General features: G+C 51.9%; 20 protein-coding genes and 1 tRNA gene. 12 read left to right on the top strand and 9 right to left on the bottom strand.

Going from position 1 to position 22071, the window contains the following annotated elements; translation table 11 throughout:
- Window positions 1-553: 553 nt before the first annotated feature.
- The 3 genes from ACAM_RS08320 to ACAM_RS08310 all read right to left on the bottom strand — a co-directional run bounded on the left by ACAM_RS08320 (window position 554) and on the right by ACAM_RS08310 (window position 2753).
- A complete protein-coding gene (locus ACAM_RS08320) occupies window positions 554-1174 on the bottom strand; it encodes a hypothetical protein (RefSeq protein ID WP_062661306.1) in 621 nt (206 codons plus the stop codon).
- Between the two features lie 947 nt (window positions 1175-2121).
- Window positions 2122-2526: a type II toxin-antitoxin system VapC family toxin gene (locus ACAM_RS08315; RefSeq protein ID WP_022542379.1), complete on the bottom strand. Its 405-nt coding sequence runs from the start codon at window positions 2524-2526 to the stop codon at window positions 2122-2124.
- Complete coding sequence (locus ACAM_RS08310) at window positions 2523-2753, bottom strand: type II toxin-antitoxin system CcdA family antitoxin (RefSeq protein WP_022542378.1); 231 nt, start codon at window positions 2751-2753, stop codon at window positions 2523-2525. Before ACAM_RS08310 ends, ACAM_RS08315 begins: the two co-directional genes overlap by 4 nt.
- A gap of 829 nt (window positions 2754-3582) precedes the next feature.
- Here ACAM_RS08310 and ACAM_RS08305 point away from each other — a divergent pair.
- The 4 genes from ACAM_RS08305 (at window position 3583) to ACAM_RS08290 (ending at window position 5169) form a co-directional block, all read left to right on the top strand.
- Window positions 3583-3771: an antitoxin AF2212-like protein gene (locus ACAM_RS08305; RefSeq protein WP_420804954.1), complete on the top strand. Its 189-nt coding sequence runs from the start codon at window positions 3583-3585 to the stop codon at window positions 3769-3771.
- A complete protein-coding gene (locus ACAM_RS08300; RefSeq protein WP_022542376.1) occupies window positions 3755-4186 on the top strand; it encodes a type II toxin-antitoxin system VapC family toxin in 432 nt (143 codons plus the stop codon). The genes ACAM_RS08305 and ACAM_RS08300 overlap by 17 nt, the downstream gene beginning before the upstream one ends.
- Before the next feature lie 333 nt (window positions 4187-4519).
- Complete coding sequence (locus ACAM_RS08295) at window positions 4520-4723, top strand: antitoxin family protein (protein WP_022542375.1); 204 nt, start codon at window positions 4520-4522, stop codon at window positions 4721-4723.
- Window positions 4720-5169, top strand: coding sequence for a PIN domain-containing protein (locus ACAM_RS08290; RefSeq protein WP_022542374.1), 450 nt, complete (start codon window positions 4720-4722; stop codon window positions 5167-5169). The genes ACAM_RS08295 and ACAM_RS08290 overlap by 4 nt, the downstream gene beginning before the upstream one ends.
- Window positions 5170-5293: 124 nt before the next feature.
- Here ACAM_RS08290 and ACAM_RS08285 read toward each other — a convergent pair.
- A tRNA-Arg gene (locus ACAM_RS08285) sits at window positions 5294-5371 on the bottom strand.
- A gap of 57 nt (window positions 5372-5428) precedes the next feature.
- Here ACAM_RS08285 and ACAM_RS08280 point away from each other — a divergent pair.
- Window positions 5429-6559, top strand: coding sequence for an MFS transporter (locus tag ACAM_RS08280; RefSeq protein ID WP_158318606.1), 1131 nt, complete (start codon window positions 5429-5431; stop codon window positions 6557-6559).
- Window positions 6560-6577: 18 nt separating this feature from the next.
- Here the strand turns inward: ACAM_RS08280 and ACAM_RS08275 are convergent, their stop codons facing one another.
- The 4 genes from ACAM_RS08275 to dsrO are packed head-to-tail and all read right to left on the bottom strand — an operon-like array spanning window position 6578 to window position 12613.
- The gene (locus ACAM_RS08275; RefSeq protein WP_022542372.1) at window positions 6578-7162 is read right to left on the bottom strand and encodes a molecular chaperone TorD family protein; all 585 of its coding nucleotides are present in this window, start codon (window positions 7160-7162) and stop codon (window positions 6578-6580) included.
- 14 nt (window positions 7163-7176) lie between these two features.
- Window positions 7177-10674 (bottom strand): tetrathionate reductase subunit A, encoded by a 3498-nt coding sequence (locus tag ACAM_RS08270; protein ID WP_022542371.1) that lies wholly within the window; start codon window positions 10672-10674, stop codon window positions 7177-7179.
- Between the two features lie 6 nt (window positions 10675-10680).
- The gene (gene nrfD / locus ACAM_RS08265) at window positions 10681-11895 is read right to left on the bottom strand and encodes an NrfD/PsrC family molybdoenzyme membrane anchor subunit (protein ID WP_022542370.1); all 1215 of its coding nucleotides are present in this window, start codon (window positions 11893-11895) and stop codon (window positions 10681-10683) included.
- A 16-nt stretch (window positions 11896-11911) separates the two neighbouring features.
- Window positions 11912-12613 (bottom strand): sulfate reduction electron transfer complex DsrMKJOP subunit DsrO, encoded by a 702-nt coding sequence (gene dsrO, locus ACAM_RS08260; RefSeq protein ID WP_173391731.1) that lies wholly within the window; start codon window positions 12611-12613, stop codon window positions 11912-11914.
- A 305-nt stretch (window positions 12614-12918) separates the two neighbouring features.
- On the opposite strand from dsrO, the gene acs reads away from it, so the two are divergent.
- Window positions 12919-14883 carry an acetate--CoA ligase gene (gene acs, locus ACAM_RS08255; RefSeq protein WP_022542368.1) on the top strand — a complete coding sequence of 655 codons (1965 nt, stop codon included), beginning with the start codon at window positions 12919-12921 and terminating at the stop codon, window positions 14881-14883.
- Between the two features lie 116 nt (window positions 14884-14999).
- The gene (locus ACAM_RS08250) at window positions 15000-15536 is read left to right on the top strand and encodes a hypothetical protein (RefSeq protein ID WP_022542367.1); all 537 of its coding nucleotides are present in this window, start codon (window positions 15000-15002) and stop codon (window positions 15534-15536) included.
- A 379-nt stretch (window positions 15537-15915) separates the two neighbouring features.
- Here ACAM_RS08250 and ACAM_RS08245 read toward each other — a convergent pair whose 3' ends face one another.
- On the bottom strand, window positions 15916-16719 hold the full coding sequence (locus ACAM_RS08245) for a dimethylarginine dimethylaminohydrolase family protein (RefSeq protein ID WP_148706497.1): 804 nt from the start codon (window positions 16717-16719) through the stop codon (window positions 15916-15918).
- 129 nt (window positions 16720-16848) lie between these two features.
- Between ACAM_RS08245 and ACAM_RS08240 the strand changes: the two genes are divergently transcribed.
- The 5 genes from ACAM_RS08240 (at window position 16849) to ACAM_RS08220 (ending at window position 21969) form a co-directional block, all read left to right on the top strand.
- Window positions 16849-17082 (top strand): hypothetical protein, encoded by a 234-nt coding sequence (locus ACAM_RS08240; RefSeq protein ID WP_232502351.1) that lies wholly within the window; start codon window positions 16849-16851, stop codon window positions 17080-17082.
- Window positions 17083-17293: 211 nt separating this feature from the next.
- The gene (tes, locus tag ACAM_RS08235; protein WP_022542363.1) at window positions 17294-19126 is read left to right on the top strand and encodes a tetraether lipid synthase Tes; all 1833 of its coding nucleotides are present in this window, start codon (window positions 17294-17296) and stop codon (window positions 19124-19126) included.
- A gap of 206 nt (window positions 19127-19332) precedes the next feature.
- Window positions 19333-20202 carry a sulfurtransferase gene (locus ACAM_RS08230; RefSeq protein ID WP_022542362.1) on the top strand — a complete coding sequence of 290 codons (870 nt, stop codon included), beginning with the start codon at window positions 19333-19335 and terminating at the stop codon, window positions 20200-20202.
- Between the two features lie 56 nt (window positions 20203-20258).
- Entirely contained in the window at window positions 20259-20456 is a 198-nt protein-coding gene (locus ACAM_RS08225) for a nicotinic acid phosphoribosyltransferase (protein WP_022542361.1), read from the top strand.
- Between the two features lie 169 nt (window positions 20457-20625).
- Window positions 20626-21969 (top strand): BMP family ABC transporter substrate-binding protein, encoded by a 1344-nt coding sequence (locus ACAM_RS08220; RefSeq protein ID WP_022542360.1) that lies wholly within the window; start codon window positions 20626-20628, stop codon window positions 21967-21969.
- Window positions 21970-22071: the final 102 nt, after the last annotated feature.

Below are 22071 nucleotides of genomic sequence, written 5' to 3'. Positions count from 1 at the left end.
ATTTGTAGTTATCATGAACAAATATGGGTTTTCTTGTGCTAACCGTAGCTTTGCTTCGGTGACGTTTTTCCCAGGCTTCGCCTGCTATTAGCGGCTTCTCTATTCCCAGCTTCTTTAGGAGGCTCTCGGGGGTTCCTGAGTATCCGGGGGTCAATAGTATGTATGCCGCCTCGTCAATGTTAGGGGTCCGTCTGAACTCTAGGCTGCCTGGCTTATCTAGCCTAGCTATTGTCGCTTTATACCTGATGCCTCTCCTCGAAAATTCTAGCTCTAGCCTTTTTTAACTTAATTTAGTCAAGGCCGCAGTGTTACTTATGGTTATAAAAATCGGGAAAAAGATACCTGTCTAAAGCTAGTTTTAAATAATGCTTTATCGCTTGATATCTTAGTGTTAGAGCTAACGCATAGAAAAGAAGACATAGGGCTTTAGGAGGCTCCGGAATAGCATTAATATCTCGTGTAAAATAGTTTCCAGCCTAATTTACCCGTCTCAATAAGCTCCTTCAAACATTTCCGCTCGGGTTTGATATTACTTGTGTGAATGATTCGCCGTTTAACCTAGTGAAATGAGATTTTTAGAGAGATTAAATATCTCTGAGGCAACCTCCCTGCTCACGCCTGTAAACGGGGGGTTATTCTTACCATTGGAAAAGGCATACAATTCTTCTTTGAGATCCTGAAAGACTTTATCAATTTCCTCTGACAGCTGAGTGTCAGGTAGTTGAGAGCAGTTGAGATGGTTTCTAACAATGTCTAATATTAATACATTAAGGTAGGTCTCCATATTCAAAAATCCCTCCCTTAACTCGAAGGGCATTTCTAAGCCTGCTCCCGAGTAGGCTATCTGTAAGTACCTATTGAGTTCGACTAGAGCGTCCCTTTCGTCCTCAAGCATGCTTTTGTACATTGCGGCTTTACCAGGCTCTGAATCTTCAAAGTGTGTAAAGTTACAATCGTATTTTTCTAGATCGTTTCTCAGGAGAGACAGCCAGGTGCCGAGGTGGGCTAACCGTTTACTCTCTTCATAAGCACCGTAGAGCGCTGTTCTCTGAATAGAGTCTAATCTATTGTTGTGTTCATGTATATAAGTTATCGTGGGTGTTAGAATGGCAAGAACAAGTATTACAATAAGCAGTACACACACCTTAAAAGGCTTAGTTAGACGTAGATTCAAGGGTTTCCCCTTTTTCGCTAATAGTTGGCCAATATTAAAAGCCTACTCTGCAGCATACATAATCCAGCTCGCCAACGTTCATAGCGCCGATGACTCAGTAGCGGCCTCATCACATCCCAAAACGCCGAGCAGCTAAGAGTCGCAGGCTTCCACTATGAGTATCTACGCCTACCTAGCCTATATGATCTAAGTAGGGTATAGCGCTTAGCCTACAGTCTTCCCTAGACAAAACCCAAGGCCTGTAGCCTCGGTAGCGACTACACTCCCATTTCGCCGAGAGGTTAGTGAAGCCCGCCTCACCTCATAAGAGCTACCCTGTAGACAGGAGGCGGTTGAGTACACCGCAGCCACGAGATGCACCGAGGAGGGAGGAGGGAAGCGAGGGTTTAACCCTCATAAGACTCCCACACAAAGCCTACGCCACCAAGCTAGCTTACAGGAGGGCTAAGAAGATAGCTAAGTCGTGGCGGGGCCCGTCGAGATTCGGAGCCTGGAACCACCAGCTCCGTAGACCCACGCTATAAATGTTAAGATTGCATGATTGCTTGGAAGAATGCGATATATACTCCTCAATGATTATTTTATGATAATGTAATATTATAATGTAATATTTTGAGGGTAGAGGTTTTAGAGTGCCCAAGACCCTTCCATATTAGTTACATAGTTAGTTATAGAGCATTCAAACTGCTAAAGCCCATGTTGGCCTAGATGAGATGAGGAGAAGGTTCTTACTACGATGAGAAGCATGTGAAGAGTAATATTATAGGGTATTTCGGAGACCGATTGGATCCATTAGCGGTAAAGTGAGCCTGTATTGCGCAAGCCTCACACTAGTGATGATCCTCGAGATGTGGAAGAGAGCAACCCTGCTCAGCAAGTTCTAGAGTCTTAAAGTAAACATTAATTATGAGTCTAATAGAGTTGGGGAAGAAGCTAATAGGATTACATCACGCAAGGTCATTTAAACTTACTACGTTTACCGTGTCACTCGCAATACGAGAGAGTTTTTGATCTTCTGTTACAAGCACTAGGTTATATTTTGCGGCTAAGGCTATATAAGACGCATCATAAATTGTTGCCCCCTTGGAGACCGCTATTCGGAATATACTTTGCTCGAGACCCCTGGGCTCGAGTACGACCATTTCACGGATTACTTCCGTAAAGTCGCTGACCAGGGAGCCAGCCTCCTCTGGATCAAGCCTATGTAGCAGGTTAGCCTCTTTCCAGAAGGCATTGAGAACTTCATATACTGTTAGCCACTGTATTGCTTGCCCACCCAGTGGCACTAGTTTAACCTCTCTAAGTGCCCTAACGATGCTTGATGCATCAAACAAGTAAGTGGGTCTCGTCATCTCGCCTCCCTATCCTCGCGGATCAGCCTCACTACTTCATCCACATCTATCTTAGCTAGTATATTGCCCTTCCTCTTTAGCCTTCTCTCTAACTCCACTAATTTACGCCGGCGCACCTCCTCCTCGAGGGTCCTTCTTATAAGCTCGGAGACGTTAATGTTCAACCGTTTAGCCTCTTCTAGAAGCTCCCTCCTAACCTTAGCAGAGACAGTAACATACCTACCCATACGGTAGACACACCATGTAGGATATTATATGGCTACAACTTATAAGAACTATGGCATGGATATGCATTAAATCAAAGCCTCTATCCCGTAGACACGTTGGAACATAGCCAAAATCGAAATGCTCAGACCTTAAATTAAGAAGGGCTAGTAGAGAACTAGCTTCTAACTTCCAGCCCCACACAAGCCGCCATTAAGACTTCAGAAAACATTAAAGGACTACTATTATTGATTTTATGAGAGTCTTCAGATAGAACCAGCCTGGAGGCTGTATGAGAAGGACACAGATATTCCAGACCAAAAGGAAGCCCTCTGAAACCATTAGCAGTTGTAGAGTCTACCATTACACCATGTTGAGGGGGGCTTGAAGGGAGTTAAAGGGTTATCGGAAGCTTGCAGAAAAGCGGGAAAGTAGCTAGGCTGAAGAGCCTTTTGCAGTCTCTAACTTAGATTATTTATTGTATTTATCAGCATATAGTTCTTCGAGACAACTGCTGTGCTGAGAGTTTCTGGAAAACTGGTTATCTGGTTATATTAACAAAAACAAATTAGGAGCAATATGATGCATTGTATGCTTGAAGAGGATCTAGCAAAACGCTTAAGTGGCGGGCCCGCCGGGATTAGAGACCCGGGACCCCAGCGGCTCCGAAGGCCCGAGACATATAAACGACGTTTCCAGCGGAAACCATGGTTTGCAAACGTGTTTCGCTAATGATAATCGTACAAGATACCCAATGATGATAATCTGGAAACATCCAGCCTATAGGAAAGGCTTATTGCCTCAACACCCTAAGCTTATGCTTAGGGCTAGGATATGTCTAAGGTTATTAGAGTGAAGTATGAGAATGGAGTTCTCAAACCTCTCGAACCTTTGGATCTAGAAGAAGGCGAGGTTCTGCTAGTATCAATTAAGAAGCCAGTAAGAAAACTCTTTGGGATTCTCAAGAGAAGGAATCCTCGAGTCAAACCTGAAGATGTTGAGAGGGTTATAGAGGAGGCAGAGATTGAAGGTCCTCTATGACTCTAACGTACTAATAAAGTATCTGGCCGGAGATGATAAGGCAAGAACCCTAGTAGAGAAGGTAATTAACGGAGAGTGGGAAGGATTCATTACGGGAATAGTAGTCAGCGAGACTATATACATTTACTTAAGACTTGCATTAGATGTCCCCCGCTATAAGCTTAGAGAGCTAATTATCAAGCAAGATGAGAGGATTAATAACCTCCTAGAGGAAGATATAAGACCCCTCCTCTCCTTCTTCAACCTAATAACGACGGAGACTAACATCGAGGAGCTCTTAGACATTATAGAAAGCTATGGACTACTACCTAATGATGCATTAATAGCAGTAGCCGCACTCAAACATGGCATAAGCACAATTTCTACTTTCGACGAGGACTTCAGACGAGTTCCGTGGCTAAGAGTTATTCCCTAGTCTCCCGAGAAATTATCGGCTAGGATTATTAGTAGTGAAATCGGGAATTACTCGTTTTCCTGCCTAGGTTTATAAGTTATAGCCTCCTCCTAGGGGGGAGATAGTTTATATATAGGTCTAGCGGCGGGCCCGCCGGGATTAGAGACCCGGGACCCCAGCGGCTCCGAAGGCCCGAGACATATAAACGACGTTTCCAGCGGAAACCATGGTTTGCAAACACTCTTCACGAGCTATTATCAGTTAGGGCATCAATTATGATAATCTGGAGACATCCAGCTTTTCGGGAAAGGCTAATTGGCTAGATAGCCTATAAGATTAGGTTGGGTGCAAAGAGTGTCCAAGGTAGTTAGAGTGAGATATAAGGGCGGCGTATTGGTGCCTGAGGAGCCGCTTGACATGGAGGAGAACAAGGAGCTTCTCGTTAAGATAATTGATGTAGAGGAGAGGAGAAGGATACTAGAGAGGTATCGGGGTGCATTGGGCCGTGTAGACGCAGAACTCCTAGAGGAGGCGGTAGAGGAGGCCGAGCATCTTTGATATACGTCGACTCTAACGCTCTAGTCTACCTGCTACATGATGTAAAGCCGAAATCAGACCTGGTCATTGATGCCCTATCCAGTAGCGATGAAGTATATACTAGTCTTAGGACAATAGAGGAGGCCTCATACATTCTTGTGAGGATATACTTAAGCAAGCACTATGGAGCCAGAGGTATACATCAAATACGAGAAATAATAAGAAAATACGGCTTAGAACCTGTCAAAGACGAGTTAGCTACTCTACGCCGCTTGCTATCTGATTATAACGTAATAATCCTGCAAGATAAGGCAACTATAAATGAAATACACGAGACAATGATTAAGTATAAATTGCTTCCAGGAGACGCCATTATAGCCTTAACATGTAAACACTATGGAGTAGATACAATTCTCACATTCGATGAGGACTTTAGACGAGTACCATGGCTAAAAGTTAATCCTTAAAATCTAAAGGTGGGTAACTATTCTATCACGTGATTATCAAGGCTGAAGAGGCATAATCCATAGTCTGAGATTTTACAGGTTTAATTCATCCCTCCCGATGTTAACGATGGCGTAGAAGATGTTGTGGCGGGCCCGCCGGGATTTGAACCCGGGACCGCCGGCTCCGAAGGCCGGCGCTCTGTCCTGGCTGAGCTACGGGCCCTCCTTATTGGTTTTGTTGCTTGTGGGTGTGTTATGGTTTTCCTGGGGTGTAATTGTGGTGTCTAGGGGGGTTGTGGTTTTTGTGCTGCTTGGCTTGGTTTCGCTGTTTGCTGATTTGACTTATGAGGGTGCTCGGGGTGTTGTTGGGCCTTATCTGGAGTTTCTTGAGGCTGGGCTTGCTGTTGCTGCTGCTGTTTCCGTGGGTGATCTTGTTGCTTATGTTGCGCGGCTCTTCGGGGGCTTGCTCGCGTATAGGCTAGGGTCTAGCGGCGCATACTGGGGGCTGGTGTTTCTAGGTTATACTGTCAACCTGGTTGCAGTCCCCCTCCTCGCATTTGCGGGAAGGTGGGAGGAGGCTTTCCTCCTGGTTCTCGTGGAGAGAGCTGGTAAGGGGTTGAGGGCTCCTGCTAGAGATGCTATTTTAGCCGAGGTTTCTGGGGGGCTGGGCCGGGGGGTTGTTTATGCGGTTCACGAGGCCATGGACCAGGTGGGGGCTATCTTGGGGCCACTGCTGGTTATGGCGGCTCTCTCCAGCGGTTTTGGGTATAGTGGCGTCTTCACGCTTCTAGGGGTTCCCGCCCTCGTCTCCCTGCTTCTACTCATCCTCGCTTACATACTCTACCCTAGTCTAAAGTCTGCCGAGAAGCCGCATGGAGGCCATCCGCCGTTTGTGAAGGTGGTGCCGTTGGCCGCTGCGGCTGGGCTCTCCATGGCGGGGTTCATCCACTGGATCCACGCCTCTTTCAGGTACAGCGTTCAGGGTGTTGACACCTCTTTGATAGCAGGGGCCTACGCTGTGGCTATGCTTGTCGACGCCCTGGCCGCAATCGCACTGGGAGTCGCCTACGATAAGGTCACACGCGGTGTAGTCGCCCTCGTCCCCCTTGTGGCGGCGGCGTCAAGCCTGGCAGTGCTACTGGGCGCACCGCTAGCCCTGGCAGCCATACTGTGGGGCGTGGCCATGGGCGGGTTCCAGAGTGTTTTCCGGTCGTTAGTGGCAGACTCCCTTGAACCACGCCTGAGGGGGCTGGGGTTTGGCGTGGTCTACTTCGCCATGGGGCTGGGGTGGAGTGTTGGGAACATTGCTATGGCAAGTCTGCCCGTGTGGGCGGGTGCTGCCGTGGCGTTGTTAGCGGATGGAGGAGGAGCGGTTGCAATGCTGAGGCTAGCTAAAAAACAAGGGGGATAAAAGTATAGTAGGGGCTCGCTAGGCCTCTCCAGCCTCCCTCAGCCTGCTTATCTCCTCCACCAGGAGTGGCCTGACTAACTCGTTGGTGTACTCGGTAAGCTCTGTAATAAGGGCTGTGAACCCGTTCGTACAGCCCCTCGCCGTCGGTATCAGGTGGGCCGAGGCAAAACGGCTAAACAGTTTGAGGTATCTTACCACCTCCTCCCTATCATCCCTCGCAAGAGCCATCGCCGCCTCGCGAAGGATGCTCGAGGCGAAGGCGAGCTGGACGGCCAGGTGGTCCGGCCGCAAGGGCTCTCCAGCCGAGTAGCCGTGGTTCTCGTAGAAAGCCTCTACAGTCTTCCTCCAGACAAGCCTAGCAGCCTTTGTGAGGTCCTGGCGGCAGTCGGTGGATGTGAGCCTCGCTGCATCCTCCGTGCTCAATCTCTTGACGGCTTCCTTGAGCTCCGCTACAAGCTTTTCAGCCGCGGGGGAAATGTCGTCCAGACCATCATCTATATCGTCTCCGGTTGCCTTGTAGAGAAGTAGAGCTGAGGCGAGACCAAATATGTTGGAGACGCCTAGGAAAAAAGTGGGGTTTAGGTTGTGGATATGCTTCCCCAAGGCTATGATCCTCCCTACCATACTATGTATGGATAGGTCTTCTCGAACTCGTGCTTCTCCCCCGTCTTCCGTATCCTGGCTACGTTGAAGTAGTATGCCTGGGCTGCCCCTATTATGCTTAGAAGCGGCCATCCTCCGAGGCTTGGGTCGCTCATCTCCGCCACGTTGGGGGTTATTCCGTTGAACCTCCACTTGTCTGGCTCTGCCTGGTTATAGTATGCTGGGGTGCTCTTTGTGAAGAGCACCTTCTTCTTGAGCTCGGGAAGCCTCTTCACCGGGTTGACAGCGTCCTCAGGTATTTCCTCCCTCTCAGGCAACTCCTTTATGAGGCTCGCTAGCCTGCTGTCCTTGACCTCGAAGTAGCTTGGCTTCTTTACAACTGTGTCTGCCCACCTCCCCATGCCGTATGGAACCATTATGACGCCGGGTGGGACGGTGGGCTCCACAACGACGGGTGCCTTGAACCTGCCAGTTGGTGTTTCAACCTCTACAACGTCTCCTGTCTCTAGGCCAAGCTTCTCAGCGTCCTTCGGGTTAACGACCAGATAGTTCTCGGGCGATATCTGCTTTATAGCGTAGTAGAACTGGCTCCTGTGCTTCGTGAACAGTGGGCCCGTGGTGAATACTAGGTGGAATGGGTACTCGCTTTCCGGATAGATCTCCCTGAGGGGCGTTCCGTAGAAGCTCTTTGAGCCGCCCTTGACTGGTGCGTAGGTTGATGGCGGTATGTACTTGGGTCCTCCCCAGAACTTGGCTCCCGTGACGCTGTTCCTAGTCTTGGCGAGGTCCTCGTTCCATAGCATTAGCGTCTTCTTGAACTTCTTCCTCTTGTTTGGCACCTTCCTCTTAGACACTCCGTTGGGATGGAATGACTCCTCGTAGCTTGTGAAGACCCCTCCCCTTGCGAGCATGTATGCTACGTACGGCCACTCGTCCGGTATTAGGTGCTTGAACTTGGCCACCGGGTAGTTCTCCTCCACGAATTTGACCTCCTCCTCCGGCACGTTTTCTGGTATGATTCCCATGTCCTTAGCGTGCATGGCGGCGTTGGCGTACACTCTCATTATATAGTCCCACAGGTTGTCGAGGTCGTAGCTCTTACCCTCGTGGTACTTTAGACCCTTTATCGCCCCCTTGCCAAAGCCCGGCATACCGAGGGCCTTGCCAGTGTCTATGAAGAACTCCCAGAAGCTAGCATACCTCTCCGGCTCGCCTATCTTCTGTGTGAGCGGCATGACGACAGGGCTTCTCGCAGCCTCCGCTAGAAGCACTCCACCGCTGCTCGCATACAGGTATTGCATGCCTAGCGTGCCTGTCTCGAGGTAAGTTGTATCGGGGACGATATAGTCAGCGTAGAGCATGGTCTCGTTTATGGTTGTAGTTATTGCTATGAACAAGGGTAGCTTTTTAGTGTCCTTAAGCACCTCTATGAACTTCACTCCATAGTTGGCGGCGAGCACCGGGTTGGCGTAGAATAGTATTAGGGCGCCCATCTTGTATGGATACTCTTCCGCTATGCCTGCGAATATCTCGGTGTAGCTCTCCTCGGGAGTGTGCGGGTACCACGGCCTCTTAGCGGGGTACGGGTTCTCCCCCTTCTTCACCTTGAGCCAGTACTCTAAGGTGTCCTCATACTTTGCTTTATGCCTGTCTATCGGCGGGCCCCACTTCACAGGCTCTCCGAAGCCCTTCTTATCGACATGGTAGACGTAGCTGTTATACTTGGTATGGCCTGCCCTGGCCAGGAGGCCTCCCTTCCTATGATAGTTCCCTACTAGGGTGTCGAGAGCCCTGTATGCCCAGACAGCGTATTCGCCGTTGGAGTGCATCCCCACACCGCGGTGGATGTATGTGCCTGCCATTGGGGCCGCTTCGGCGAAATCCCTAGCCATCTCCAGGACTTTCTCCCTCCATTCCCTGAACTCGCTGGAGCCGGGCTCGTAGGGGCTGGCTATGGATAGCCACTGGTCTATGCTTCGGGAGAGGGCCTCGTCCTTTAGGATCCGGAATGAGGTTTTCACCTTGACTCTCTCGCCGGTTGTGAGAACTACCTCTCCCTCCCAGTCTATCTCGGCCTTATCCACGCTGTCGTAAGTTGCAAGGCCTTCTTCCGTGAATACGACTGGCTTGTCGCTGTCTTCCAGCCCCACGTCTTTAGCCTTCAGATACTCGCCCCACTTCTCGTGGCCCTCCTCCATTATGACTAGCCAGGTGGCGTTGCTATGCACGGGATAGCCCTTCCGTTCAGCCGCCTCCTCGTTGGGTATCTCGAGGAACTCCTTGTTGTACTTCTCATTCTCAATTATCCACCTGATGAGGGCGAATGCCAGAGCTGCGTCGTAGCCGGGCTTTATCGGAATCCAGACTATGTTCCCGCCAGCATCGGTTCTCGGAGCAGTGGGGTTTACGTAGTAAATCTTGAGATCGCCCTCTCCAGCCCTGGATATCAGGAGGCCCTGGCCCGTGGCGCCCGGGTGGAGTCTGCCCATGCTAGCCCCGGCCATTATGATTACCTTGCTGCTGACAGGATCCGGCTGTATGTCATGGTAGCCCGCCCAGAGGTAGTTTGCAGCGTAATATCCAAGCTGGCATGAGCTAGTGTGCCTTAGCCAGTTAACACTACCGAAACCGGCTATCCAGCGGGCGCTCATGTAGTCGGTGTGTCCCTGGCCCCTGCCCCTGAGGTAAGCGACCATGTTAGCCTTAGTCCCGAGATCCGGCCTGTCAGGGTCAATCAGTATGTCCTCTAGCTTGAGGCCCTTCTCACCCAATATTTTAGACCACTTCTCTTTAAACTCCTCTATCTTCATTACTATATCCTCGTAGCTAGTCTCGGGCTTCTTCGCATACTCGAGAATCTCTTGCACATCCTTCTTCATATCAGACAATATGGCGTTGGGGTCTTCAAACCCGGCTTCCCTCAGCTTTCCGTATACGAAGAAGTCCCTCAGGCCCGGCAGCCTCTCGCCTGTCTCCTCTATCACACCGCCCTCGACAACCTCCATTATCAGCTGCTCCCAGGAGATCGGCTTCCACTTACCACTCCCCCTAGGACCAGCCCTCTTGAGTGGCACCAGAACTCTGTACGGGTCGTATAGGTAGTATATTCCATCCTGCCCTCTGGGGCAGAGGGTGCCGTGCCACTTGGTTAGCGCCTCCTTGACTGGGGTATTGTACGGTAGATGGTAGAACCGGAGGTGCTGGCTACCGAGCTTACCATTGCCGTTGAGCGACACAGCCCTGTTGTATGGGTGGTACGGGTTCCCCTCTATCCTCTCCACAATCTCGAGATCTCCTACCTTCACAACTCTAGCCTTTATCCCACACCTCACGTTGCAGCCAAGGCATGACGAGTAGACGTACCTCACGTTAGCTCCCATCTGAAGGTCGGGAGCTATTCTCTCGAACTTCGGACGGACTAGCTGTGATAGCACCGGCTGCAGTCCTGCTCCCGCTACAAGGAGGGAGGCTATGGCGATTGAGCCCTTAACGAAATCACGACGACTAACCATATTCCATCACCTCCCCTCCCCAGCGATATCCCATCTTGAAGCGAACTTGCCGTTCCACGGGAAGATCCAAAGCAGTATTGTAAATACGAACACCGTCCAGGCGAGGCCACCAACGAGTAGGCGGATCTCCCAGCCTTCTATAGCATACTCTAAGAAGCCGGCCTCGGTTCTCGAGAGCAGCTGAGGGACTATCACCACGAGCCACTTGTTTAGTATCTCCGTAACAACAGCCAGGGCGGCTATAGCGGCTACAGAGTGTATGTTCTCTCTAACCTTCGGTATCAGCAGAGACACGAGTAGAATTAGCGCAAGTATATAGTATGCGTTGTCTATGAACATGGACCCCCTGAGAGACTCGTAGTATTCTATACCCTCTCCCGGGAGCAGGTAATACCCTACTCTAAGTATTTCTGAGGTTATCTCCGTAACCAGGGCTGCTGCTAGGCCAAAGAGCATTATTAGGCTCAGCGTCTTCATGGTTCCGGCATCGATGCTCTCTCCAGGCGAAAATCTTGCCGCTATGTAGTATGCTACTGTTACAAGAGCCGCTCCCGAGAATACTGCTGAGGCCAGTAGCCTTATAGGCAGGCTGGGGTCAACCCAAAGTATTCTCGACTTAATGCTTGCCAGGAGTATGTCGAAGTATCCGTGGAAGAGTATAGCGAGGATCACTCCTATGATGGAGAGGATTTTTACAACCCTTCTGTCCCTCTCCACATCTTCTCTACTATATCCCCTGCCAAGCGATAGTATCCTGTAGATGATATTTCCTGTCGCTTCTGCCTTAGCAGCCATGTCGGCCCTGTACACGAAGATGAGGTTAAGCAGCGCCACTACGAGCAGAGGGATATACAGTATACCGAAGAACGCCATGGGCGATACTCCCGGATAGGCGTCGGAGGGTATAACGTGGGGTCTCAGGAAGATCTCGAAGGCTCTCTGAGGCTGCTTCAAATCGACCATGGGGAATATGGGGGCTGATATCAGAAGTCCCACGCTTATTATTAGCGATAGCCCCGCGACCCTGTATAGCCGCTTTACGCCGAATCCGTAGGCCAGCGCGCTCACTAGGTAGCTGCCAGCGAGTATTCCTGTCATGAGGGGGTAGACTACTAGGAGCACCCCCCATATTGCCCCTCCTGCTTTAAAGTCGTACGCCATCTCGTTGGGCAGAATGTTGCCGAACTCGGGGAAAACCTCGAACACTTCACCCACACTCACAACCCATCACCCCCTACTAGGTGTTAGCCTCTTGGGGCAAGTCCTTGTAGAATATCTGTGGGTCGTTGCCGGTCCACGGCTTGAGCTGCTGGACATTGTTGCTCTTTATGAGCTTCGAAACCTCGCTTTCTTCGTCGGCAAGCTCGCCGAACACCCTTGCACCCGTCGGACAGGCCTCTACACAGGCGGGAAGCATGTCGGAGTATATTCTGTGGACGCAGAAGGTGCACTTGTCCGCGACTCCTTTGATGGGGTTGTAGAACCTAGCTCCGTAGGGGCAGTTCTGTATACATGCCCCACAGCCTATACATAGGTCGTCATCCACGAGGACAATGCCGTCCTCGTTGACGTAAGTTGCCTTTACAGGACAGACCTCAACACAGGACGGGTTATCACAGTGGTTGCACTGTTTGGGGACATAAACGGGAGTACCGTCCTCCTTCACATACCTTTCTATCCAAGTCCTATATACTCCTATAGGCAAATTGTTCTCGTGGGCACAGGCAACGACACACGCGTAGCAGCCGTAGCACTTGTCGACGTCAATAAACATCGCAAAGCGTCTGCCTCTTACCCTCTCGCTGGCTGCCTGAGACTTTATTGTGACGGATCCTAGCAGTATGAGGGATGACGTTGCCACTGCCGCTTTTGCTGTCTTCTTCAGGAACTCTCTCCTCGTATTGCACGTGCTACATGATGCTGAAGGGGAACGCTTCATTAGGCACCCCTCCCTCATGCCTATATATTGTAATATACAGTTTGATATTGGCTATCCAAGCACATATTTATAATTTTTAAAATATACAATTGTTCCTGATACTATAAATGTCGCGAAGAACAAAGCTTAAATACCGTACTTGTTTCTTGGAGGATTTTCCGCTTACTCATAATGGTCCCAGGCATTACCGCAATCTTCAGAACAGGACATAGACTTAATTCTTAATCCCACTTAAGTGGTCTATCAGGTATTATATATGTTATCGTGGATTAGCAGCCTATAACGGCTGCTTCGGGGGTGAGGCCTTGTCTGAGGAGGCTCTTCCCTTCGAGGAGAGGTACTATCCTGACGCTGAGAAGTATCTTGGTTATTACAGGAAGAGTATAGAGAATATCGAGCGCTTCTGGGATGAGAGAGCCAGGGAGCTCGTATGGCTTAAGCCGTGGCACCAGGTTTTGGATAGAGAGAAAGCCCCGTTCTACCGGTGGTTCGTGGGGGGAGAGACGAACATAAACCTCAACGCGCTTGACAGGTGGATTGGGACCAGTGTAGAGAACAAGGTGGCCTACTATTGGGAAGGGGAGCCGGGGGACAGGAGAGTTCTCAGCTACGGCGACCTCTATAGGGAAGTTAACAGGCTAGCTTACGCCTTGAAGGAGTATATCAGCGTAAAGCCAGGGGACAGGGTTGCGATCTACCTTCCGATGATACCCGAGCTACCCATATCCATGCTCGCCGTGACCAGAATCGGGGCCATACACAGTGTGGTCTTCTCGGGGTTCAGCAGCTGGGCACTCGCCGACAGGATTGTCGACGCTAAGGCGGATGTACTCATAACTGCGGACGGCTTCTACAGGAGAGGGAGGATAGTAGATCTCAAGAAGAACGCCGACGAGGCTGTGAAGCTCGCCGCCGATCAGGGTGTCAGGGTTAGGAAGGTTATAGTCGTGAAGAGGGCTGGAAACGAGGTCAGGTGGAGCAGCGAGCTCAACGTTTGGTACCACGACCTTATGAAGGAGGTGCCTGAGAAGGTCTATGTGAAGCCAGAGCCGAGGAAGTCTGACGACGTGCTCTTCATACTCTACACCAGCGGGACGACAGGAAAGCCCAAGGGTATAATGCACAGCGTAGGCGGTTACATGACCTACGTCTACAATGTATTCCGCTGGAACTGGGATCCAAGGCCCGAGGACGTTTTCTGGACTGCAGCGGATATAGGCTGGATAACGGGCCACACCTACATAGTCTACGGCCCGCTGATGCACGGCGAAACCCAGATCATGTACGAGGGGGCTCCAGACTATCCGAACCCCGGTAGGATCTGGGAGATGGTGGAGCGCTACGGAGTAACGGTCTTCTACACCAGCCCCACCCTTCTCAGGCTGCTCAGGAAGTATGGGGACGAGTGGGTTGAGGGCAGAGACTTCTCCCGGCTAAGGCTACTGGGTACTGTGGGGGAGCCGATTAACCCTGAGGTGTGGAAGTGGTACTACGAGAAGATAGGCTGGAAGAGTGCGCCCATAGTCGATACGTGGTGGCAGACAGAGACGGGGGCGGCAATGATAAGCCCCGCGCCCGGGATAGCGCTGGTCCCTCTGAAGCCGGGCAGCGCTACGCTCCCGCTACCTGGGATTGTGGCTGACGTCCTGACAAGTGACGGAAGGCAGGCAGGTCCGGGTGAGAAGGGCTATCTGGTAGTGAGGGAGCCGTGGCCTGGCATGATGCTGGGTATATGGGGAGATCCAGATAGGTATGTGAGGACCTACTGGACCAGGTTCAGCAGGCCAGAGGAGGGAGTCTGGATCTACTACCCGGCGGACTATGCCGTTAAGGATAGCGACGGCTACTTCTGGATACTAGGCAGGGCGGACGAGGTCCTCAACGTGGCTGGCCACAGGATAGGGACGATAGAGCTTGAGGACGCTCTCCTAACGCACCCAGCAGTAAGCGAGGCGGCGGTGGTAGGTGCGCCCGACCCGGTTAAGGGTGAGGTTCCAGTAGCCTTCGTCGTCCTAAGAGCCGGCTACGAGCCTAGCGAGAAACTAGAGAAGGAGCTTAGGGAGACGGTGAGGAGGCTGATAGGACCTATTGCAGAACCCTCCAGGATATACTTCGTGGAGAAGCTTCCGAAGACTAGGAGTGGCAAGATAATGAGGAGGATAATGATAAGCCTGCTGCGCGGCCAGCCAGTCGGTGATGTCACAACACTTGAGGATCCAAGTGCTGTAGACGCTGTTAGGAAGGCGCTAGAGAGGGGGAAAACGGGATAACAGGATTCGACACCCGTCATTCTAGCTAGTTTTTATTAAGCACCTCTCGTCCACAACTTCCAAACCATGTTTTTAACGGGTGGCCGACCAACCCTATCAAAGCAGAGAGGATAACTATGCCTTCCAGAGTCGAGGGTAAACTCGTACTAGCAATAGCCATAGCCCTCGTGGGAGCAGCCGCCCTCTCAGTGGCCGCTCTTATGGCGGGGCAGTTCATCGTCAAGATGAGGGTCGACGTGCCTGGGGCTCAGCTTAGCCCTGATACCGTCGAAATCCCCCTAGAGATAGACACCCCCCAGGGGCGGGAGGTCCTCGCCGAGGCAGCAGTTCTAAGGGTTTACGGCGAGGGAGTGGCAGTCAAGTTCAAAGCTCTCGAGCCGGAGGTTCATGGCAGTGTAAGCCTGATAGCCAGTGCAACCATAACCCTGGAGGGTGCTGGGGGAAATACCGTTATTCATATGCCATGCATTCTAGACCTTAACGTGGGCTGTGTAAGGCCTCTCGCCATAATACCCGGATACGACTCCCCCCTACCTTTAAGCCCAGGAGAGTACAAGGTTAGCATCGAAATAGCATGGTCATCTGCTTCAGGAAAAGGCGAGATAAACCTGCCAGTCACTATAGAATACATTGTAGAGGGGCAACAGCCCTAGCACCATATACGGGGGGCTTATCAGTTCGTGTCTAAAGGCTTTTTAGGGTGTTTGTAGAAGTTTCCAGGAATCGGCCGACCCATAATGTGAAAACGACTGAAGCTTGTCCACCCCACGTCATTCAGTAGTTTTAAAGAGCAGGCAGGCCACTATCATCTTGTGGATCCAGCGATGACTGACATTCTTCCTGACAGCGAGGTCCTCGGCATAATTAAGCGGGCAGTGTTGATGCGGTTTGGAAGTAAGGGGCTGTTTAGAGTCGAGAGGGCTTAACGTGCGGGATACTAAGTTAACACTGAACGGGTAATCTACAGTCCTGGGGGGCTTACCGAGTCCCAGTGTTACTGTATAATCGCCTGCATCCTCCGGTTTACCAGTCTTACAGAATCTTGTAAATTGGGAGGCTTAGACATGTTACTCCTCCCATGCAAGCCTGGAACTGCCGTATCCCGAGCTCAACAACTTTGAACCCGTGTTGCTCCAGAAGATCTCGAGTCTGGTTGTAACCCGCTGGCAAGAGAACTTTGCCGCCGCCTAGGTTTAGGAGGTTTGCGGCCTCCCTCTCCTCCCAGGGTATTTCTATCACGTCGAAACCATGCCGCCTGAATATGCTTCTATCGTAGAGGCCTTCGGCAGAAGCTATAGCCGACCCCCCCAGGTAGCCTAGGTAGGAGAGCAGGTGGAGTCCTTTAACCCTGACCGTCTCGATGTTGACGCCTGGGAACGCTTTTCTCAGGGTTTCTACGCCATCCATGCTAGTCCTCGAGGACAGGCCAGCAAAGACCACTCCCTCTCCGGTGACTAGAACATCGCCCCCCTCTAGTGTTCCGGGTGGTCTCACACGAATTATCTCAAAACCCCTGGCCGAGAGTATAGGTGCCACATGATTCTCCTCGCCCCTCCTGGGGGAGGCGCCGAAGCGGGCTAGAACGGCGACTCCACTCCTCCCTCCAACCACGGCCGTGTCCTGTATGAAAACGCTGTCAGGATAGTCCTCCAACGGCTCCAACTCATTAACAGTGATGCCAGCGGAGCGGAGACTCTCAACATAGCCTCTATACTGGGCCTGAGCCTCCTCATAGCTGAACTTCGCGGCCCCTCGATACCCCGGCTCGGTTATGCAGCGCGACATAGAGTGTGGTGGCCTCCTCGTGAGAACCGTGTCGAAAATCCTGCCGCCCATCCTTACCAATCCACCTGCCGCCGTGTCCCCAGGGGTTATTGTATATAGCCCTCTATTCAAAATATGTATCCCGATAAATGCGATTACCTCGTAATCCACGGGATGGCGGTGGGGTGTGTATTGTCGAGGGTGAGGAAGGCCGGGTTTATAGAGTTGGAGGGCCTCGCTATAAACGGTCTACTGAGGAGCGCCAGGCTAGAGGAGTGTGACAACCCCCGGGGGTGGTATAGGGTGGTTGCTGAGGGTGTGGACGGCGAGGTCCTGGAAACGCCCTGTGCAGAGGCAGATGCGGCCAGGAGGTTCCTAGCGGTGGTAAACAGCTATCTGGGTAGATGGGGTGGGCTACCGCAGGGAGAGAAGTGATACTTGGTAGAGGAAGGGCCATCACGTATGCCTTTAAACGTGATTCGAATAAATGTTTAGCTTTTAGCCTTCGTGTAAATCAATTAGGTTTTATCATTCTAGAGGGTGATAAGCATAATAATACGGAGCTCAATATAATGATTATAGAGGGATAGGCCACCCCATGGGGGGAGGACCCCCCGGTATTGAAAGTCCTGGGGGGTGGGAGGTTATGCTGAGGCTCAAGCAGGAGCCCCCCAGGAGTGTTGAGAGGCCTCTAAGGGTTGGTGTTCTCAGGAGGGAGAATGGTCAGAGGTATATTGAGATAGATGGTAGGAGAATAGGGGTTGGCGGTCCCCTCCCTGCTGTTAGGGAGGGTGAGAGGCTCGTTAAATACACGGGAAGCATATGCCCCTACTGCCTCAGGCTCCTGCCGGCTGTGATTGTTGCGAGGGGAGGCAGGCTCTATATAAGGAAGAAGTGTCCCAAGCACGGTGAGATAGAGGACCTCTACTACGGTGACGAGAGGTTCTACTGGAGGCAGATGAGGTGGGAGGAAACGGGCCTCGGCCTGGCGGGAGCCGGCCCATACACCACGGCCACTGCACCTTGTCCCTATGCATGTGGCCTTTGCAGCCTCCACGAGAACCATAGCGCACTGGTCAACATAGTGGTGACGAATAGATGCGACCTCTCGTGCTTCTACTGTTTCTTCTACGCTGAGAGGGCTGGCTACATCTACGAGCCAAGCATAGAGCAGATAAAGTTCATGGTGAGGCAGGTTGCGAGGCAGAGGCAGGGGAGTGATGTACACGTTAACATCCAGATAACAGGCGGAGAGCCAACCGTGAGGGAGGACCTTGTAGACGTTGTAAAGGCTATCAAGGAGGCGGGGGCGCACTATATACAGCTTAACACCAACGGCATAAACGTCGCCCGCAGATACATAGACAATCCCCCGGGGGCTGTCGAGTATGTAAGGAGCCTCAGGGAGGCCGGGGTCAGCGTTGTCTACATGAGCTTCGACGGCGTCACACCCAAGGCCAACTGGAAGAACCACTACGAAGCCCCCTTCGCACTCAAAGCCTTCAAGAAGGGCGGCCTGGACAACGTTGTCCTCGTCCCAACAGTCATAAGGACGATCAACGACCACGAGGTGGGAGATATAATCAGGTTCGCGGGCAAGCATATCGACGCCGTCAGGGGAGTTAACTTCCAGCCAGTCAGCCTAACAGGCATGATGAGAAAGCATGAGAGGGAGAGGATGAGGATTACCATACCCGACGTTATAAAGAGGATAGAGGAGCAGACCGATGGCCAAATACCCATGGATGCCTGGTACCCCGTTCCCGTTGTGGCGAAGTTCGTCAAAGCGATAGACGCCCTAACAGGCAAGCTCTACGACACTCTCAGCAACCACCCCGCCTGCGGCTCGGCGACCTACGTATTCGCCCTCGAGAGGGACAGATATGGAGTGCCCAGAAGGTTCCTCCCTATAACCGAGGTCATAGATGTGGAGGGCTTCATCGAGTTCCTCGAGGAGGAGAGGATAAAGCTTGAGCACAACGGCGGCAAGCTGTCCAGGCTTAAAGCGGCGGCGGAGATAGCGTGGGTGGCTAGGAGGTTCATAGACTTCAACAGGATGCCGAGGAACCTGGACATATACAAGCTTATAATAAGCATATTCCTGAGGAAGAACTACGAAGCCATAAAAGCGTTCCACAAGAAGACCCTCTTCCTCGGTATGATGCACTTCATGGACAGGTACAACTACGACATAACAAGGGTTAGAAGATGCAACATACACTACGCCCTCCCCGACGGGAGACTTGTCCCCTTCTGCGCCTTCAACGTGCTCGAAGACATCTACAGGGACAACGTGCAGAAGCGCTACGCCAAGGCCAAGAACCTCAGGATAAAAGGGTTCAACCCAGGCGAGAAGTACGACAGGAGGAGGTATATCAGGAGGATCCTAGAGAGCCCAATATACAGGGAGGCGTACAGGGGCATAATAGATGTAGACGCCGTGGCCAAGCTACCACCACCCTCTCCCCACGGGCAGTAAAGGCTGGAGGGCGGTTGAAACTCGGTGGAGGCGCGAGAGTCTTAGTAGCTAGCCCTGGCCAATCAGTATTCCCTAGAAGTAAATGCATAATTATATAGGCAGTACCTCCTGCTAGGCTAAAAATAGTCGGCAGAGTTTTGATTCGTCTAAAACTCCTTCGAACCGATATACACCCTACGCTTTAACAGTGTTAATGGTGAATAAGTTTGGTAACTGACTACCCAGGCCCTCTGGTTAGTATCGAATGGCTCGAAGCCAACATCAAGAGAAGCGATGTAAAAGTTATCGAGGTAGATTACGACCCGGCTACAGCCTACTTCGTAGGCCACATCCCCGGAGCACTCCTCATAGACTGGAAGAGAGATCTCAACAAGTATCCGGAGAGAGACATCATAGACCCCGTGGGCTTCGAGAAGCTAATGGCAAGGCTCGGAGTAGAGAATGGAGACCACGTTATCCTCTACGGAGACTACAACAACTGGTTTGCCGCCTTCACCTACTGGGTCTTCAAGATGTACGGCCACCAGAGGCTAAGCCTCCTAGATGGGGGTAGGAGTAAGTGGATCGCCCTAGGGAAGCCGATGTCAAGGCCCGCCAGCAAGGAGCCGCCTCGTGCCGATAGGGAGAGCAGTTACAGAGTAGTCACAGTCGACAGCAGATACCGCGTTTTCTTCCTAGACGTATTGAGAAGGCTGCACAACCCCAACACCGTGCTAGTCGACGTCAGAAGCCCCGAGGAGTACAGGGGAGACATAACAGCCCCGCCAGAGTACCCTGAGGAGCAGGCCCAGAGGGGTGGCCACATACCCGGGGCCCTAAACATACCCTGGAAGCAAGCAGTGAGGGACGACGGGACCTTTAAATCGCCCGAGGAGCTTAGAAGCCTCTACGAGACCAAAGGAGTAACACCGGATAAGGAGGTGATAATGTACTGCCGGATAGGGGAGAGAGCCTCCCACACATGGTTCGTGCTCAAAGAGCTGCTGGGCTATCCCAACGTCGCGGTATACGACGGCTCCTGGAGCGAGTGGGGCAACATGGTTAGGGCCCCCGTGAAGCGGGGGGACGAGCCCTGAGCGGAGAACTCGACGTCAGAATCATAGACTTCAGAAAGATCGAGGACAAGTGTGGAATGCCCAAGATTGAGGCCTTCGAAACCTACGTCGCACAGCTTGCAAGGCCCGGGGAGGTCTACGAGGTTGTGATGAGAGACCCCGACACGTGGCTGGCGGTCCAGAAAATAGCCGAGGATATGGGGTTCGAGGTCCTAGAGGCTGGTAGGAGGGATGATGAGAAGGTTTACTATGTGAGGATACGGCTGGCTGTATAGAAGTGCTGATAAAGGTCTCCAAGGGTTTAGTGTTGGAGGGAGGATTAGGACCTTGTGTAACCTTTTTTGCATGAGTAATAGCAAAAGGCTTTAGCTATCCCGATGTTAAATGTCTAGCTTTCACTATTTAAATCCCGGCAGTACCGCCTGGCAACATGGATTGGTAGCCTTGGCGTTAGCCAGCAACTCGAGGCTACTCATTGCTGCCGGCGCCGTTTTTCTTCTGTTGATCCTAGTTGCAGCCGCTTTCGTCATAACATCTAGAGGGGGAGGAGAGGCGCCTGAGACCGGAAGAGCTACGGGCACGACTACACCACCCGAGGCTACAGGCGGGGAGACCACAACGCCAGCTGCTTATGAGGTTACGACTTCCTCGGTGACGACGGAACAAACCAAGCCTATCACTGTACTGGTTCTCTTCGACGTTGGCGGTAGGGGCGATCTCAGTTTTAACGACATGGCTGCGCTAGGGGCTGATAGGGCGGCTGAGGAGCTCGGCGTGGATGTAGTTTTTCAGACGCCCCAGAGCCTGGCGGTCATGGAGAGTGTTCTAGATGCTGCAAGTAGGAGTGGCGAGTATGATCTAATCGTCCTTGTAGGCTTCCTATGGCAGGAGCCGCTTGAGAAGGTCGCGCCTAGATACCCGGAGCAGAAGTACGCTTTGATAGACGCCGCCACTAGGGAGAGGTATGACAACGTGGCGAGCTACCTCTTCAGGGAGCAGGAGGTGGCAAGCCTTGTCGGCATAATCGCGGCCGACATAGCCAACAACATCTCCCAGGCTACCGGCGAGGAGGCTAAAGCGGGTGCTGTCGCGGGGATGGACATACCCCCGCTCTGGAGATTCCACATAGGTTACCTCTATGGAGTCCAGTACTACAACCAGGCCATGGGTACGGACGTCGAGATGGTGTGGACGTATACAGGCAGGTTTGACGATCCAACGCTGGGCAAGACTACAGCGGAGCAAATGCTACAGCAGGGAGTCAGGGTCTTCTACGGGGTAGCAGGGCTCACACACGTGGGCATGTTCAACGCAGTCAAGGAAGCCGCCTCGAGAGGGGTTACAGCCTTCAGCATAGGCCAGGACGCTAGCCAGGAGTGGTACGACCCTCAGACTATAATTATAAGTGGTTTGAAGAGGGTTGACGTGGCGGTCTATACTGCCATAAAGGATGTTGTGGATGGGAGGTTCAGAGGCGGCATAGTAAGCTTGGGCCTCAAGGAGGGCGGCTTAGGGCTGAGCGACGAGGAGATTATAAAGTACTTCGCCGAGATAGCGGCGGAGACCGGCCAGCTACCGGAGGGCTTGACGCCGGAGAAGGTGGTCGAGATAGTTATGTCCCAGAGGGAGAAGTGGATAAGCGACGACGGGTGGAGGCTTGTGGAAGAGTTGAAGCAGAAGATTATCAATGGAGAGATAAAGTTCGTGACACCGCAAGACCACGACACTTACGACAGCATAATAGAGGAGCTAAAGGCTGGAAACCTTGAGGCTGCGCTAGAATCTTAGGCCGGGTGGAGCTATCCCGCCACACTCTTTTTATCCCAACCGAACTCTATGGATACTTGTTAACTGGAGTTAAGGCAGTGTTATCCAAGGAAAATGTTAAGT

This window comes from Aeropyrum camini SY1 = JCM 12091 (assembly GCF_000591035.1).
Taxonomy (GTDB): Archaea; Thermoproteota; Thermoprotei_A; order Sulfolobales; family Acidilobaceae; genus Aeropyrum; species Aeropyrum camini.
The sequence above is the reverse complement of the archived record's forward strand: the minus strand, read 5'-3'. Positions and strand labels throughout refer to the sequence as shown.

Coding starts and splice junctions, on each gene's coding strand:
- dsrO (WP_173391731.1), bottom strand. CDS start 12,613: ATGAAGCGTTCCCCTTCAGCATCATGTAGCACGTGCAATACGAGGAGA.
- ACAM_RS08245 (WP_148706497.1), bottom strand. CDS start 16,719: ATGGGCGGCAGGATTTTCGACACGGTTCTCACGAGGAGGCCACCACAC.
- tes (WP_022542363.1), top strand. CDS start 17,294: ATGCTGAGGCTCAAGCAGGAGCCCCCCAGGAGTGTTGAGAGGCCTCTA.
- ACAM_RS08225 (WP_022542361.1), top strand. CDS start 20,259: ATGCCCAAGATTGAGGCCTTCGAAACCTACGTCGCACAGCTTGCAAGG.
- ACAM_RS08310 (WP_022542378.1), bottom strand. CDS start 2,753: ATGGGTAGGTATGTTACTGTCTCTGCTAAGGTTAGGAGGGAGCTTCTA.
- ACAM_RS08315 (WP_022542379.1), bottom strand. CDS start 2,526: ATGACGAGACCCACTTACTTGTTTGATGCATCAAGCATCGTTAGGGCA.
- ACAM_RS08250 (WP_022542367.1), top strand. CDS start 15,000: ATGCCTTCCAGAGTCGAGGGTAAACTCGTACTAGCAATAGCCATAGCC.
- ACAM_RS08270 (WP_022542371.1), bottom strand. CDS start 10,674: ATGGTTAGTCGTCGTGATTTCGTTAAGGGCTCAATCGCCATAGCCTCC.